Genomic DNA, 14,316 nt, shown 5'->3' with positions numbered 1-14,316 from the left:
CCCGCGTCCCCGGGCCATCGCATGTTGTCGCATTGCCCGTCGGGTGATGCGTTGCGCACCCCACGTCATTCCAACCTGGTGCAGCGCCGGCCAGCGGCCGGCACCTCCCTGGGTCATTCCGGGGACGGCGGGTTGGAGGCCAGCAGCTCCAGGTGCCGCTGCTCCATTTCCTCGCGCAGCTGGCGGCGGATCAACGCGGCGGCGTGCCGGCGGCGTTCGTCGCTGGTTTCCAGCTGCAGCGGTGGCACGGGCGTGGGCTTGCCGTCCTCATCCACCGCGACCATGGTGAAGAAGCAGCTGTTGGCGTGGCGCACGCTGCGCTTGAGGATGTCCTCGGCCACCACCTTGACCCCGATTTCCATCGAGGAGGTGCCGGTGTAGTTGACCGAGGCCAGGAAGGTGACCAGCTCGCCGACCGCGATCGGTTGGCGGAACATCACCTGGTCCACGGACAGGGTGACCACGTAGCGGCCGGCATAGCGGCTGGCGCAGGCGTAAGCGACCTGGTCGAGCAGACGCAGCACTGCGCCACCGTGGACCTTGCCGGAGAAATTGGCCATCTCCGGCGACATCAGCACGGTCATGGACAGCTGGTTGGATTTGAATTCGGGCATGGGGGGAAGTGTAGCGCCGGTAGGTCCGCAGGTAGAGCCGACCGTTGGTCGGCTGGCCGTACGCGCGACGGCCGACGCCAACCCGGGCTGATGCGGCGGGGGATGCCCAAACGACAACGGGCCGCTTTCGCGGCCGCGCCGCGATGGTGCTGATGCGCCTTTCAGGGGAACGCATCGCCATGCGCCGTTATGTTGCCGCCCAAACGACAACGGGCCGCTTACGCGGCCCGTCGGCTTCTTCGATCATTGCCGCGCTGCGCGCGGCCAGCCGACCAACGGTCGGCTCTACCGGTAAGAAAAGGGCCTCTTTCGCGGCCCGTTTCTTACTTCAACTTCGCATCCGCACGCAGGGCGGCGGCGCGGTCGGTCTTCTCCCAAGAGAAGGCGGTCGCATTGACGGTTTCGCCAGCCGCGTTGAGGTAGCTGAAATCCTTCGGCTTGCGGCCGAAGTGACCATAGGCGGCGGTCTGCTGGTACATCGGGTGGATCAGGTCCAGCATCTTGATGATGCCGTACGGGCGCAGGTCGAAATGCTTGCGGATCAGCTTTTCGATCTTGTCATCGCTGATCTTGCCGGTACCGAAGGTGGTGACCGAGATCGAGGTCGGCTCGGCCACGCCGATGGCGTAGGAGACCTGCACTTCGCAACGGTCGGCCAGGCCGGCGGCCACGACGTTCTTGGCGACATAGCGGGCAGCGTAGGCGGCCGAACGGTCGACCTTGGACGGGTCCTTGCCCGAGAACGCGCCACCACCGTGACGGGCCCAGCCGCCGTAGGTGTCGACGATGATCTTGCGGCCGGTCAGGCCGCAGTCGCCCACCGGGCCACCGATCTCGAACTTGCCGGTCGGGTTGATGTGGAACTTGGTGCCCTTGTGGAGCCACTTTGCCGGCAGCACGGGCTTGATGATTTCTTCGCGGACGGCCTCGATGAGGTCCTTCTGCTTCACGCCCGGGGCGTGCTGGGTGGACAGCACGACCGCGTCGATGGCTGAGACCGCGCCGTTTTCATAGCGCAGGGTGACCTGGCTCTTGGCATCCGGGCGCAGCCAGGACAGCGGCGAGTTCTTCTTCTTGCGGATCTTGGCCTGCTGCTCGACCAGACGGTGCGACAGGTGGATCGCGGCCGGCATGTAGCTGTCGGTCTCGTTGGTGGCATAGCCGAACATCAGGCCCTGGTCGCCAGCGCCCATTTCTTCGGGCTTCTTGCGGTCAACGCCCTGGGCGATGTGCGGGGACTGCTTGCCGATCAGGTTCAGCACGCCGCAGGTCGCGCCGTCGAAGCCGACGTCGGAGCTGTCGTAGCCGATATCCAGGATGACCTTGCGGGTCAAGGCTTCCAGGTCGATCCAGGCGCTGGTGGTGATTTCACCGGCCACGATCGCCACGCCGGTCTTGACCATGGTCTCGCAGGCCACGCGGGCGCGCTGGTCCTGGGCAAGGATCGCGTCCAGCACCGCATCGGAGATCTGGTCGGCAATCTTGTCCGGATGGCCTTCGGAGACCGATTCGGAGGTGAACAGGTAGCTGGACATCAGGCGTAATATCCTTTGATTCGGATGGAAAGATGGGTGCGAATGATACACGGCAACCCGCCCGGTTGCATTGTGCGCCAGCACGGGTTGCCCCAGGTTAAGCCCATGTGCCCGTCGCAGGGCCCGTTGTGACGGTATTGGGCGCAGCGTCACCGCCCAGTGTTCCATCCGCGTGACAGTGGACGGTAGCTCCCACAGCGCTGCGCGCCACCGCGGCCGGTCATCGGGCTGTCGTCAAAGCGACATCGGGCTGCAGTGGGACAGGCGCAGGCTTCGGCGCATCCGGCCGCCGGGCCCGGGGGAGCACGCCATGCAGCAGCAGACGCAGTGCGGCACGAACGTCGGCACGGACGCGGTCACGCGGCTGGCGCCCCATCGGCGCGCGGTATTCCTCTCCGATGTCCACCTGGGATCGCGACACTGCCACGCCGCCGAACTGGCGCGCTTCCTGGCCGGTCTGCGTTGCGCACGCCTGTACCTGGTGGGCGACATCATCGACCTGTGGTGGATGGCGCATCGTCGGGCCAGTTGGCGACCGGCCCACGGCGAGGTGATCCAGGCGCTGCACGCGCTGCGCGCGGGCGGGACGGAGATCATCTACATCCCTGGCAACCATGATGCCTCGCTGCGCAAGGTATGCGGCCTGATGCTGCCGGCCATGCAGGTGCGCCGACGCGCGATCCACGTCACCGCCGATGGCCGCCGGCTGCTGGTGGCCCATGGCGACGACTACGACGGCGTCACCCATTTTGGTGGCCTGCAGGAACAGTTCGGCGACTGGCTGTACTACCGCATCCTCACCGGCAACCACCTGCTCAATGCCGTGCGCCGCCGCCTGGGGTGGCGCTACTGGTCGCTGTCCGAATTCCTCAAGAAGCGCAGCAGCGCGGCCGAGCGGTACATCGAACGCTTCGTGCAGGCCGGGCTGGACGATGTGCGCCGGCGTGGCCTGGATGGCATTGTCTGCGGGCACATCCATCGTGCCGCGCTGGTCGAGCGCGACGGGCTGGTGTACGCCAACGACGGCGATTGGGTGGAAAGCCTCACCGCGCTGGCCGAGGACCCCGACGGCAGCCTGCGGCTGCTGGACCACACCGGCCATACGCTGGTGGAACTGCCCGTATCAGCCCGGTTGCGCAGGGCGGCCTGAGCGCTCCGCATCGGTCGGCGCGGCTGCTAGCATCGGCCGATGGACTCCTTTACCCAGATCGTACTGGGCGGCGCCGTCGCCGCTGCCATCGCCCCCGCCGGTCATCGCCGCGCCGCCCTGCTGGCCGGGGCCGCGCTGGGCACGCTGCCGGACCTGGATGCCCTGCTGCTCGGCTTCACCACCACAGACCCGGTGGCGCTGATGACCGAACACCGCAGCTACAGCCACTCGTTGCTGGTGCTGCCGTGGGTGGCCGCGCTGATCTGGTGGCTGTTCAAACGCTTCGGCCACGGCCGGGTCGCGCAGGCGCCCGCGCGCTGGTTCTGGGCGATCCTGCTGGCCCTGATCACCCACCCCCTGCTGGATGCGTTCACCGTGTACGGCACCCAGCTGTGGTGGCCGTTCACCCCGCATCCGACGATGTGGTCCAGCGTGTTCATCATCGATCCGCTGTATACCGTGTGGCTGCTGATCGGCTGTGCGGTGGCGTGGTTCGCCCGCAGCCGACCGATCGCGCAGAAGGCGCTGATGGCCGGGCTGGTCCTGAGCAGCGGCTACCTGGGCTGGTCGCTGCTGGCCAAGCACACCGTCGAACGCGAGGCCGATCGCGCACTGACCGCAATGGGGTTGGGCGATGCGCCGCGCTTTTCGGCAGCCACGCCGTTCAACACGCTGCTGTGGCAGGTGGTGGCGATGACCCCGGACGGCTATGTGATCGGCGAGCGTTCGCTGGTGGCCGACCGCGGGCCGATGACCTTCCAGGGCTATCCGTCCAACGTGCAGGCACTGCGCCAGGCCGAGGCGGCCCGCCTCCCGGCGGTGGCGCGGTTGAACTGGTTCAATCGCGGCTTCATGCGTGCCCAGGTGGTGGAGGGCCAGCTGCAGTTGAGCGACCTGCGCATGGGGCTGGAGCCCGATTACACCTTCACGTTTGCGGTGGCCCGTGCCGACGGTGACGGCTGGTCGGCGATCCCCCCTCGGCAGCTGCGCCCGTCCTACGAAACTGAGCAGGGCAAGGTGCAGCTCAAGCGCCGGTTCGCCGGGCTGTGGCAGCGGATCTGGACCGCCCCCGGCGCCGTCGATCCGGCCAGCACGCACGCGGTGCCCGCTGCTACGCCCTGACCCTTCCCGTCGCGTCGCAGGTCACTGCAACTGCCATGCCCGGCCCGATCACCGCCGATCGGGTGCGGCGCTCAATACACCGTGGCGCGCGCCTGCACGAAGGAGAAGAAGAACACCGCGTTCGGATCGTTCTGCACCAGACTGAACTCGCGACGCATGCCGTCCACGGTGTCCCGGTCGACCAGGCCCGCTTCCAGCAGCGCATCGGCCGCGGAAAGCAGCAGCTGTTCCCAGAAGGCGATCATGGTCTTGCGCCGGGCCGGCTCGCGATTGTCCAGGTGGATGGTCTTGATCTCGGTGTGCACGTCGCGGAAGCCACCCGCCAGCAGCAGGTTGCCGAGCTTGGCGCCGACGAACGGGTCACCACCGTGGTCGTACTGGAAATCGTTGAAGGCCATCCAGTAACGCCAGATGTGCGGCGAATACGGGTCGAGCAGGAAGGAGGCATTCATCACCTCGGTGATGTACACCGGCGAGCCCGGGGCGAGCACGCGGCGCACCTCGCTCAGCACGCGCGCCGGTGACGGCACGTGTTCCAGCACCCAGCACAGGAACGCCGAATCGAACTGGCGTGCACCGAACGGCAGGTCGCCGGCGTCGGCCTGCAGCAGGGTGTAGCGCTCGCTGCACCAGGGCGTTTTTTCAAGATTGCCGCGGGCGGTGGCCAGCTGCGCCTCGCTCAGGTCCACCCCGGTGACGTGCAGCTCGGGGAAGCGGCGCAGCAGGATTTCGGTCTGCGCGCCGACGCCGCTGCCAACTTCCAGCAGGCGCTGGGCGCCGCTGTAGTCGATGCCGCTGAAGATGCTCGATTCGAAGAGGCGGGCCTGGGTCATCAGGCGCTGCTGCTCGGTGCTGGAGAAGCCGTGCAGATAGGTCGGGGCGGCGATGGGCGGGGTCATGGGGGCAGGCTCAGGCGGCGGAGGACAACGGCACGCCGGCGGCGAGGGCGTTGAAGTAATCGGTGGTCAGGGCGATCTGGCTGGCGGGATCGTCGGCGCGGTTGACCACCGCGCGGAACGCGGCGTTTTCCGGGCGGTCCTTGGCGTACCAGCCCAGGTGCTTGCGCGCGATGCGCACGCCCTGGGGGTCGCCGTAGAAGTCGTGCAGCGCCTGCAGGTGGCCCAGCAGCAGGTCGCGCACCTCGATCAGCGAGGGCGGGGCAAGCAGCTCGCCGGTGGCCAGGTAGTGCGCCACCTCGCGGAAGATCCATGGGCGACCCTGCGCGGCGCGGCCGATCATCACCGCATCCACGCCGGTCGCTGCCAGCACGTGCGCGGCCTTCTGCGGCGAGTCGATGTCGCCGTTGGCGATCACCGGGATGCGCAGCGCGGCCTTGATCGCGCCGATGGTCTCGTACTCGGCGCTGCCGGTGTAATGCTGGTCGCGGGTGCGCCCGTGCACGGCCAGCGCGGCGATGCCGCTGTCTTCGGCGATATGCGCGATGCGCGGCCCGTTGCGATGGTCGCAATCCCAGCCGGTGCGGATCTTCAGCGTCACCGGTACATCCACCGCCTGCACCACGGCGGTGAGGATGCGTGCGACCAGGTCTTCATCACGCATCAGCGCCGAGCCGGCCCAGGCATTGCAGACCTTCTTGGCCGGGCAGCCCATGTTGATGTCGATGATCTGCGCGCCGTGGTCGACGTTGTAGCGCGCCGCCTCGGCCAGCTGCTGTGGTTCGGTGCCGGCGATCTGCACACTGATCGGGTCCGGCTCGCCGGCATGGTCCATGCGGTGGATCGACTTGCGGGTGTTCCAGAAGCGCGGGTCGGAGATGGTCATCTCCGAGGCGGCCAGGCCCGCGCCCAGCCGTTTGCACAGCAGGCGGAACGGCTTGTCGGTGACACCGGCCATCGGCGCCAGCACCACGTTCGGCTGGATGTTGTAGGGACCAATCTGCATGTGCGCATTGTAGTGCCGGCCGCTGGCCGGCAACCGGGCAGACGGCGGCGATCCGCAGGCGTGTTCAGGCCGATCCGGAAGGGGCTGATGCGCTCAGGTCATGAGCATATGCTTGACGAGTGCTTTCCCCGCCCCCAGGGCGCGGCGATGGTGGTGGGTTGCCGGGCCGGCTCTACAGGGTGGGCCAGGCGCAGGCGGTGCCGGCGGCGTACAGCCCGGCCAGCGCCAGGCAGGTGAGCGAACTGGCGTACCAGAAGCGCGCGCCGTTGTAGCCGGGGCGGCGCCAGCCGATCAGCAGCCCGGCGATGCCGCGCCCGCCGAGGATGGCGATGATCGTCCCGAGGACCGGTCGACGGCCCGGCAATACCGGTAGCCAGCCGGCGGCCGACAGGGCATACGCGGTCCAGAGCGCCAGTACCAGGGTGATCGCGGTGGTGATCGCGGTGGGGAAAGGATGGCCGGCGCGGGACAGCCGCACCATGCGCTCGCCGGCGCCGAAGCGTTCGTACCAGGCCGCACCGAAGGCGATGCAGCCGATGTGCAGGAGCACGGCAAGGGCGGTGCCGGCGGCGGCCAGCAGCATCCAGGCAGGGGTGTCGATCATGTCGTGCGTCGTCCGTGAGCGGGGGCACCCATGGTCGAGTGGCGGTGGCACCGGGGCAATGCAGGCGGCGGCCATCCGCTGGCAGTTTCCGGCCGCAGCGCCGGTGGCCTGCGACGCCGTGTCGCACATGAAAAAGCCGGCGCTGGGCGCCGGCTTGATCGTTACCGCACAGCGCGAGCCGGTCAGGCCGTTGCAGCATCCCTGGGGGTGAAGTGCGGCATCGCCACGGCGGCGCCTTCCTTCTCGGTGGAGCGACCGGCGAACTGGTTGGCAAAGCGCACGTGGCGGATGAAGGCCGCGTCCGGGTCCTGCGCGATCGAGGCGCACAGGGCACCGTTGAAGGCATCGCCGGCACCGGTGGTATCGAGCACCTGCACCTGTTCGGCGCCGACGCGGTAATACGGCTGGGCATCACCACGCAGGTTTTCTTCGGCGTGGGAGACGAACACGCCCACCGAGCCCAGCGTCACCACCACGGTGCCGTTGCCGACCAGCTTGCGGCACAGTGCATGCAGGCTGGCGCCGTCGAGGGCGGCCACGTCGTTGGCATCCACGCGCTCACCGACATGGCGACCGAGCAGGGCGGCGAACTCGGTTTCATTGGGGGTCAGCACGTCGGCCAGCTTGAGCAGGCCGATGCTGGACGGGGCGTCGGCCGGGGCCGCGTTGAGCACGGTGGTGACACCGGCCTCGCGGGCGATCGCCAGCGCCGCCTCGATGGTTTCCACCGGCGATTCCAGCTGCGCCAGCACCACCCTGGCACCGGCCAGCAGCGCGCGCTGGGCCTGCACGAAGTCCAGGCTCAGCGCGGCGTTGGCGCCGGGGCCGATCACGATGGTGTTGCGGCCGCGCGCGTCCACGTAGATGCCACCGGTGCCGGTCGGCTCGCTGCTGGCCTCGGCGGTCAGCTCGAAGCCGTCCTGCTCGGCCAGGCCACGCGCCATCGCGCCACCGGCGTCATCGCCCAGGGCGCACAGGAAAGTGGTCGACGCGCCCGCGCGGCGTGCCGCCACGGCCTGGTTGAAGCCCTTGCCGCCGGGACCGGTGCTGTAGCGCCCGGCGATGGTCGCACCCGGGGCCGGGAGCGATTCGCAACGCCAGACATGGTCCACATTGAAAGAACCGACAACGACGACAGTGTTACTCATAAAGACTGTTTCTCAGGAAGCGGATATCAGCTGAAATGCGTCAGCACGCCGGCGATGGTCGCCGTCATGAAGGTGGCAATGGTACCGCCGAGCACGGCACGCAGGCCGAACTTGGCCAGATCATGGCGACGCTCGGGGGCCAGGCCACCAATACCACCGATCTGGATCGCGATGGAGCTGAAGTTGGCGAAACCGCACAGCGCGTAGGTGGCGATCAGGCGGCCCTCGGAGGACAGGCTCACGCCCGGCACCTGACCGTTGATGATCTGGGACAGCTGCGTATAGGCAACGAACTCGTTGATGACCACCTTCTGGCCGATCAGCGAACCCACCGTGGTGGCATCGGCCCACGGGGTTCCGATCACCCAGGCGATCGGGGCCAGCACGTAGCCGAAGATGGTCGTCAGGTTGATCGGGTGACCGATCCTGGCCTGCAGGCCGCTCACTTCGCCGAGCCAGGTCAGCGGGGCGTCGACCAAGGCGATCAGGGCAATGAAGGCCAGCAGCATCGCGCCGATGTTCAGCGCCAGCTTCAGGCCGTCGCCGGCGCCGGCCGCGGCCGCGTCGATGATGTTGCTGGAGGTCTTCTCCACTTCCATCTTGACCGTGCCACGGGTCAGCGGCGTGCCGGTCTCGGGCACCAGCAGCTTGGCCACCACCATGGTCGCCGGGGCGGCCATGATGCTGGCGGCCAGCAGGTGCTTGGCGTAGAACGCCCTCTGCACCGGATCGTCGCCGCCGAGCAGGCCCACGTAGGCGGCCAGCACGCCACCGGCGATGTGCGCCATGCCGCCGATCATCATCGTGATCAGTTCGGACTGGGTCATCTTGGCGATGTACGGGCGCACCGTCAGCGGCGCCTCGGTCTGGCCGATGAAGACGCTGGCGCAGACGCTGGTGGTTTCCGCACCGGACACGCGCATGATCTTGGTGATCGCCCAGGCCATGCCGCGCACGATCGCCTGCATGACATTGAGGTGGTACATGACCCCCATCAGCGCCGAGAAGAAGATGATCGTCGGCAGCACCTGGAAGGCGAAGATGAAGCCGACCCGCTTGGTATCCACCAGACTGCCGAAGATGAAACTCGAGCCGGCATTGACGAACTCAAGGATCTTGACGAAGCCCTTGCCCAGCGCATCGAACACGTCGCGGCCACCGGGCACCAGCAGCACCACCGCCGCAAAGGCGATCTGCAGCGTGATACCGGTCACCACCAGACGCCAGTCAACGGCGCGCTTGTTGTTCGAGAACAGCCAGGCAATGCCGATCAGCACTGCCAACCCGAACAGGCCGAAGCCAATCCTGCCCAAACCTTCGACCATGAGACTTCCCTTGGGGGTGCGGCGAAAAACGGGAAGCCTATAGCGGTGGCAGGGGCGGAGCAAGGAAAAGCAGCGTCCACGGGCCGATCGGCCGTGATCGGGCAAGTATCCATAAGGGTTTGCACGCCCCGGCGGCTACACTGAGGGGCATCGTTCCGGCCCGGATGCGGGCCTGCAGCACAGGAGAATTCCATGCATTACCGGCGTCTTGGTTCCACCGGCCTGAAAGTGTCGGCCCTGTCCTTCGGGGCCTGGGTCACCTTCGGCGACCAGATCGGCCGCGATGAGGCCCGCAACCTCATCGCCAGCGCCTGGGACCACGGAATCAATTTCTTCGACAATGCCGAGGGCTACGCCCGCGGCCGCGCCGAGCAGGTGATGGGCGATGTGATCGCCGACCTGCGCCTGCCGCGCGATGGCTTCTGCGTGTCCAGCAAGGTGTTCTTCGGGGCGGTCGACGAGCCGCGCCCGACCCAGCACGGGTTGTCGCGCAAGCACGTCACCGACGCCTGCCACGCCGCGCTCAAGCGCCTGCGGGTGGACTATCTGGACCTGTATTACTGCCACCGCCCGGACCCGGACACCCCCATCGCCGAGACCGTCCTGGCCATGGACACCCTGATCCGCCAGGGCAAGGTGCTGTACTGGGGCACTTCCGAATGGTCGGCCGCGCAGATCCAGCAGGCGGTGGATGTCGCCCGCGCGCACAACCTGCACCTGCCGTCGATGGAGCAGCCGCAGTACAACCTGCTGCACCGCGAGCGCGTTGAGCAGGAATATGCGCCGCTGTACGCCGATCCGGGGCTGGGCACCACGATCTGGTCACCGCTGGCCTCGGGCCTGCTGACCGGGAAGTACAACGACGGCGTGGACGCGCAGTCGCGGCTGGGCCAGGGCCAGCTGGCCTGGCTCAAGGAACAGGTGCTGGGCGATGCTGCCGGCAGCCGCCTGGACCGGGTGCGCCGCTACACCGCGCTGGCTTCCGGCCTGGGCCTGTCGCCGGCGCAGCTGGCCATCGCCTGGTGCCTGCGCAATCCCAACGTCTCCAGCGTGATCCTGGGCGCCAGCCGGGTCGGGCAGCTGGAAGAGAACCTGGGGGCGCTGGACCTGCTCGACCAGGTCGATGACGCAACGTGGCAGCAGGTCGAGGCGATTTTCGCCTGACCGAAGGGAAGGGGGGGGGCGGGCGCGCGGACTGGCGCCGGGCGGGGCCGGGCTGGGTCTGGGCCTGGACCTGGGCCTGGACCTGGACCTGGGCCGGGGTCGGGCCGCGGTCGGGATCGGGGTCGGGGCCGGGGCCGGGGCCGGGTCGGGTAGAGCCGAGCCATGCTCGGCTGCATTCCCCGACAGATCCCGCAACGCCTGCAAACCTGCACGGCTGCACGCCGGCACCCTCGCAACCCCGGCAACCCCGGCAATCCCGGCAATCCCAGCAATCCCAGCAATCCCAGCAATCCCGGGCAATCCCGGGCAATCCCGGGCAATCCTGGGTCCGCGGCCGAGCATGGCTCGGCTCTACCGGGCGCGCGGCGCGGGACGCGTTTTTCCGCGCCAACGATTGATAAAGCCAATCGATTTAACAAAACCCATCATCAATTCCATCAATGAAGTTGAGAATGGTTGTTGATTGTCAACTGAGAATCATTATCATTTAACTCGTCCCTCGCACGAGTCCAGACGATGAATACTCAAGCTGCTGTACTGCTGCGCCCCGAAACGCTGACCCTCCGCGACCGTCCGGTCCGCGTGGTCCCGCCCGAAGAAGTGATCGACAGCGAAGCCCTGCTCAAGGGCCGCCGCGAAATCCTGATCCAGCACGGCGACCGCTTCTATCGCCTGCGTCATACCAGCAACGACAAGCTGATCCTGACCAAATAACGGCCTGCCTCCCCCACGGGGCGGCTCGCCCTCGCGCGGCCGTGCGAGCGCTGTCTCCCTGGGCCCGCCGTTGCCCATCGCTCTCTCCCCCTCGACGTTTCGCCTGCGGCCCCGGCCGTCGGCGTTGGTCGGGGGTCTCCTTCCGCGTCCAGCCGATTCCCGCCCATCCATGAAGATCCGCCCGAATGCCCTGAGCGCCGCCTTGTGGCTGGCGCTGCCGATGGCCGCCAGTGCCGCTGCGTCCACCGCTGCCGATGCCGCGCTCGACGCGCGTGAGTTCGACCGCGTGCAGGTCACCGCCACGCGCACCGAGCGCGCGCTGAGCGACGTGGCTGCCACGGTCGATGTGATCGACCGCGAGCAGCTCGACGACCACCTGGTCCGCGACATCAAGGACCTGGTGCGCTACGAGCCGGGCATCTCGGTGACCAGCAGCCCGGCCCGCTTCGGCCTGGGCGGCTTCCGCATCCGCGGCCTGGACGGCAACCGCGTGCTCATCCAGACCGACGGCATCGCCATGCCCAAGGCGTTCGCGATCGGCAGCTTCTCTGATGCCAACCGCAACTTCACCGATCTGGAAACGCTCAAGCGGGTCGAGATCGTGCGGGGCCCGGCCAGCGCGCTGTACGGCTCTGACGCGCTCGGCGGCGTGGTCGCCTTCGTCACCAAGGACCCGGCCGATTACCTCAAGGACGGCAAGGACAGCTATGTCGGCCTGAAGTTCGGCTACGACGGCCAGTGGAAGGGCCTGTACGGCGGGGTCACCACCGCCTTCGGCGGCGACCGCTGGAGCGGCATGGTCAACGTCAACCACCGCCAGGGCCAGGAAACCGAAAGCAAGGGCGATATCCGCAGCGAGAACAGCACCCGCACCGCCGCCAACCCGCAGGACCGCGATGGCCGCAGCCTGCTCGGCAAGCTGGTGTTCGCGCCCAGCGAAGACCAGCGCTTCAAGCTGACCGTGGAAGGCAACGAAGACAGCGTGGACACCAACGTGTTGTCGGCCGTCGCGCCGGCCACGGCCGCGCCGCCGTCGGCCACCACCACCACCGCGATGAAGGCGCACGACCACCAGACCCGCGCCCGCGTGTCGTTCGCCCACGAAATGGACAACCTCGGCCAGGCCTTCGCCGACGACCTGTCCTGGCAGGTCTACCGTCAGGACAGCGAGACTACCCAGCGCACGATCGAAGATCGTGGTCGCGGGGCGAACGCCAGCCTGCGCGATCGCACATTCAATTTCGACCAGCGCGTGTACGGCCTGCAGGCGGTGTTGCACAAGGGCCTGCAGACCGGCACGGTCGAGCACGAGCTGACCTACGGCTTCGAAGGCACCTGGACCGACACCCACCAGAAGCGCGACGGCTACCAGGTGTCGGCCAACGGCACGGTCAGCCGGACGATCCTGCCGGACACCTTCCCGGTCCGCGATTTCCCGATCAGCAAGACCACCGAGCTGGGCCTGTACGTGCAGGATGAAATGCGCTTCGCCGACGGCCGCTTCTCGCTGGTACCGGGCGTGCGCGTGGACCACTACGAACTGCGCCCGGAGGTGGACGGCATCTTCGGCACCGACAATCCCGGCGTGGCCGTGTCCGACCTGACCAAGACCAGCGTGTCGCCGAAGCTGGGCATGGTGTGGCGCTTCGCCGACCAGTGGTCGCTGTTTGCCGGCTACGCGCATGGGTTCCGTTCGCCGCCGTACAACGACGTCAACCTGGGTTTCACCAACGTGATGTTCGGCTACACCGCCATTCCCAACCCGGACCTCAAGCCGGAAACCAGCGATGGATTGGAACTGGGCGTGCGCTTCGCCAGCCCGGCCGCGTATGTCAGCGTCAGTGGCTATTACAACGATTACAAGGACTTCATCGAGTCCCAGCGCCAGGTGGGTGTCAACAGCCAGGGCCTGATCGTGTTCCAGTCGCAGAACGTGGCCGATGCGGAGATCTACGGTGCCGAGCTGAAGGCCGGCGTCGACGTCGGCAAGCTCATCGGCGCGCTGGAAGGCTGGTCGTTGAACAGCGCGGTGGCGTGGTCGCGCGGCCAGAACAAGACCGAAGACGTGCCGCTGGAATCGATCGATCCGCTGCGTGGCACCGTCGGCATCGCCTTCGACCGCGACAGCTGGGGCGTGGAGTTGGCCGGCACCTTCGCCAAGCGCAAGGACCGCCTGCCGCCGGCCACCGGCACCAGCCCGCCGTTCGCGCCGGCCGGCTACGGCGTGCTCGACCTGATGGCGCACTGGGCGTTCGCGCCCGGGGCCAAGCTCAACGTGGGCGTGTTCAACCTCGGCGACCGTCGCTATATCGACTACTCGGCGATCACCTCGGCGCTTGCCACCAGCAGCACGGTGATCGACCGTTTCACCAACCCCGGCCGTACCGTGTCGGCCAATCTCTCCGTGAGCTGGTAGCCCTATGAGCCGCGCCCTGTCCGCATTGCGATCGACCGACCGGGTGCTGCATCCCGGCCGCCTTCCCACCGCGCGACAGCTGGCGTCGCTGGGCACGGTGCTGTGCCTGTACCGCCCGGACAGCAGCGAGCTGGGCGGGTGGAAACACGCGGTGTCCGCGCATGCCTGCCAGGGCATGGACAGCGAAGGCATCCGCGAGAGCCTGTGTTTCAGCGATGCGCGCGGCCGCTGCTGCTGGCGCCTGTACCTGCTGCCGGACAGCGATTTCCTGGCCTGGGACCGGTTGGTGTCGGCGTTCCCGGCGCGACCGGAGCCGGTCAACGACGGCGGCGTCGCCGAGCGCCTGTGGCGTCGTCTGGCCACGCGCCTGGGCGGTGAGCCGTGGCGGATGTGCGCCCTGCGCCTGCACGTCGGCGACGGCCAGGCCCTGTCCGCCAGCCTGGCCTCGCTGTCATCGCTGGGCGCCACCGCCGCGCGGCGCATCGCCCACGTGGAAGGCGCCGATGGCGAGCTGTGGATCGACGCGTGCTGCTGCGCCTCGGCTGCGCGCGTGGCACCGCTGCGCGACCACGGCAACGGCAACGCCATGCCGCTGGTCCGCCTGTAATCGAACGAAGAAGGA

General features: G+C 67.9%; 13 protein-coding genes. 6 read left to right on the top strand and 7 right to left on the bottom strand.

Features of this window, described 5'->3' with window-relative positions; genetic code table 11:
- Positions 1 to 113: 113 nt before the first annotated feature.
- Positions 114 to 614 (bottom strand): acyl-CoA thioesterase, encoded by a 501-nt coding sequence (locus RTO53_RS02340; protein ID WP_256774928.1) that lies wholly within the window; start codon positions 612 to 614, stop codon positions 114 to 116.
- A gap of 323 nt (positions 615 to 937) precedes the next feature.
- Positions 938 to 2,149 (bottom strand): methionine adenosyltransferase, encoded by a 1,212-nt coding sequence (metK, locus tag RTO53_RS02335; protein ID WP_038690472.1) that lies wholly within the window; start codon positions 2,147 to 2,149, stop codon positions 938 to 940.
- Positions 2,150 to 2,459: 310 nt separating this feature from the next.
- On the opposite strand from metK, the gene RTO53_RS02330 reads away from it, so the two are divergent.
- Together RTO53_RS02330 and RTO53_RS02325 are read left to right on the top strand one after the other, a co-directional pair.
- Positions 2,460 to 3,299, top strand: a complete 840-nt coding sequence (locus tag RTO53_RS02330; protein WP_312236276.1) for a UDP-2,3-diacylglucosamine diphosphatase — start codon at positions 2,460 to 2,462, stop codon at positions 3,297 to 3,299.
- Positions 3,300 to 3,338: 39 nt separating this feature from the next.
- Positions 3,339 to 4,421, top strand: a complete 1,083-nt coding sequence (locus tag RTO53_RS02325) for a metal-dependent hydrolase (protein ID WP_312236275.1) — start codon at positions 3,339 to 3,341, stop codon at positions 4,419 to 4,421.
- A gap of 71 nt (positions 4,422 to 4,492) precedes the next feature.
- On the opposite strand, the gene RTO53_RS02320 is transcribed toward RTO53_RS02325, so the two are convergent.
- The 5 genes from RTO53_RS02320 to RTO53_RS02300 all read right to left on the bottom strand — a co-directional run bounded on the left by RTO53_RS02320 (position 4,493) and on the right by RTO53_RS02300 (position 9,400).
- Complete coding sequence (locus RTO53_RS02320) at positions 4,493 to 5,320, bottom strand: methyltransferase domain-containing protein (protein ID WP_312236274.1); 828 nt, start codon at positions 5,318 to 5,320, stop codon at positions 4,493 to 4,495.
- A 10-nt stretch (positions 5,321 to 5,330) separates the two neighbouring features.
- Positions 5,331 to 6,323: a tRNA dihydrouridine synthase DusB gene (gene dusB, locus RTO53_RS02315; RefSeq protein ID WP_312236273.1), complete on the bottom strand. Its 993-nt coding sequence runs from the start codon at positions 6,321 to 6,323 to the stop codon at positions 5,331 to 5,333.
- Positions 6,324 to 6,495: 172 nt separating this feature from the next.
- Positions 6,496 to 6,927, bottom strand: a complete 432-nt coding sequence (locus RTO53_RS02310) for a hypothetical protein (RefSeq protein ID WP_312236272.1) — start codon at positions 6,925 to 6,927, stop codon at positions 6,496 to 6,498.
- A 182-nt stretch (positions 6,928 to 7,109) separates the two neighbouring features.
- Positions 7,110 to 8,075, bottom strand: a complete 966-nt coding sequence (locus RTO53_RS02305; RefSeq protein ID WP_312236271.1) for a ribokinase — start codon at positions 8,073 to 8,075, stop codon at positions 7,110 to 7,112.
- A gap of 26 nt (positions 8,076 to 8,101) precedes the next feature.
- The gene (locus RTO53_RS02300) at positions 8,102 to 9,400 is read right to left on the bottom strand and encodes a nucleoside transporter C-terminal domain-containing protein (RefSeq protein ID WP_312236270.1); all 1,299 of its coding nucleotides are present in this window, start codon (positions 9,398 to 9,400) and stop codon (positions 8,102 to 8,104) included.
- A 192-nt stretch (positions 9,401 to 9,592) separates the two neighbouring features.
- On the opposite strand from RTO53_RS02300, the gene RTO53_RS02295 reads away from it, so the two are divergent.
- The 4 genes from RTO53_RS02295 (at position 9,593) to RTO53_RS02280 (ending at position 14,301) form a co-directional block, all read left to right on the top strand.
- Positions 9,593 to 10,564 carry an aldo/keto reductase gene (locus RTO53_RS02295; RefSeq protein ID WP_312236269.1) on the top strand — a complete coding sequence of 324 codons (972 nt, stop codon included), beginning with the start codon at positions 9,593 to 9,595 and terminating at the stop codon, positions 10,562 to 10,564.
- 516 nt (positions 10,565 to 11,080) lie between these two features.
- The gene (locus RTO53_RS02290; RefSeq protein WP_019182448.1) at positions 11,081 to 11,278 is read left to right on the top strand and encodes a hemin uptake protein HemP; all 198 of its coding nucleotides are present in this window, start codon (positions 11,081 to 11,083) and stop codon (positions 11,276 to 11,278) included.
- 208 nt (positions 11,279 to 11,486) lie between these two features.
- Positions 11,487 to 13,694 (top strand): TonB-dependent hemoglobin/transferrin/lactoferrin family receptor, encoded by a 2,208-nt coding sequence (locus RTO53_RS02285; RefSeq protein WP_312236288.1) that lies wholly within the window; start codon positions 11,487 to 11,489, stop codon positions 13,692 to 13,694.
- A gap of 4 nt (positions 13,695 to 13,698) precedes the next feature.
- Positions 13,699 to 14,301, top strand: a complete 603-nt coding sequence (locus RTO53_RS02280) for a Hemin transport protein (RefSeq protein WP_312236268.1) — start codon at positions 13,699 to 13,701, stop codon at positions 14,299 to 14,301.
- Positions 14,302 to 14,316 lie beyond the last annotated feature (15 nt).

It is taken from the genome of Stenotrophomonas sp., assembly GCF_031995405.1.
Taxonomy (GTDB): Bacteria; Pseudomonadota; Gammaproteobacteria; order Xanthomonadales; family Xanthomonadaceae; genus Stenotrophomonas.
The sequence above is the reverse complement of the archived record's forward strand: the minus strand, read 5'-3'. Positions and strand labels throughout refer to the sequence as shown.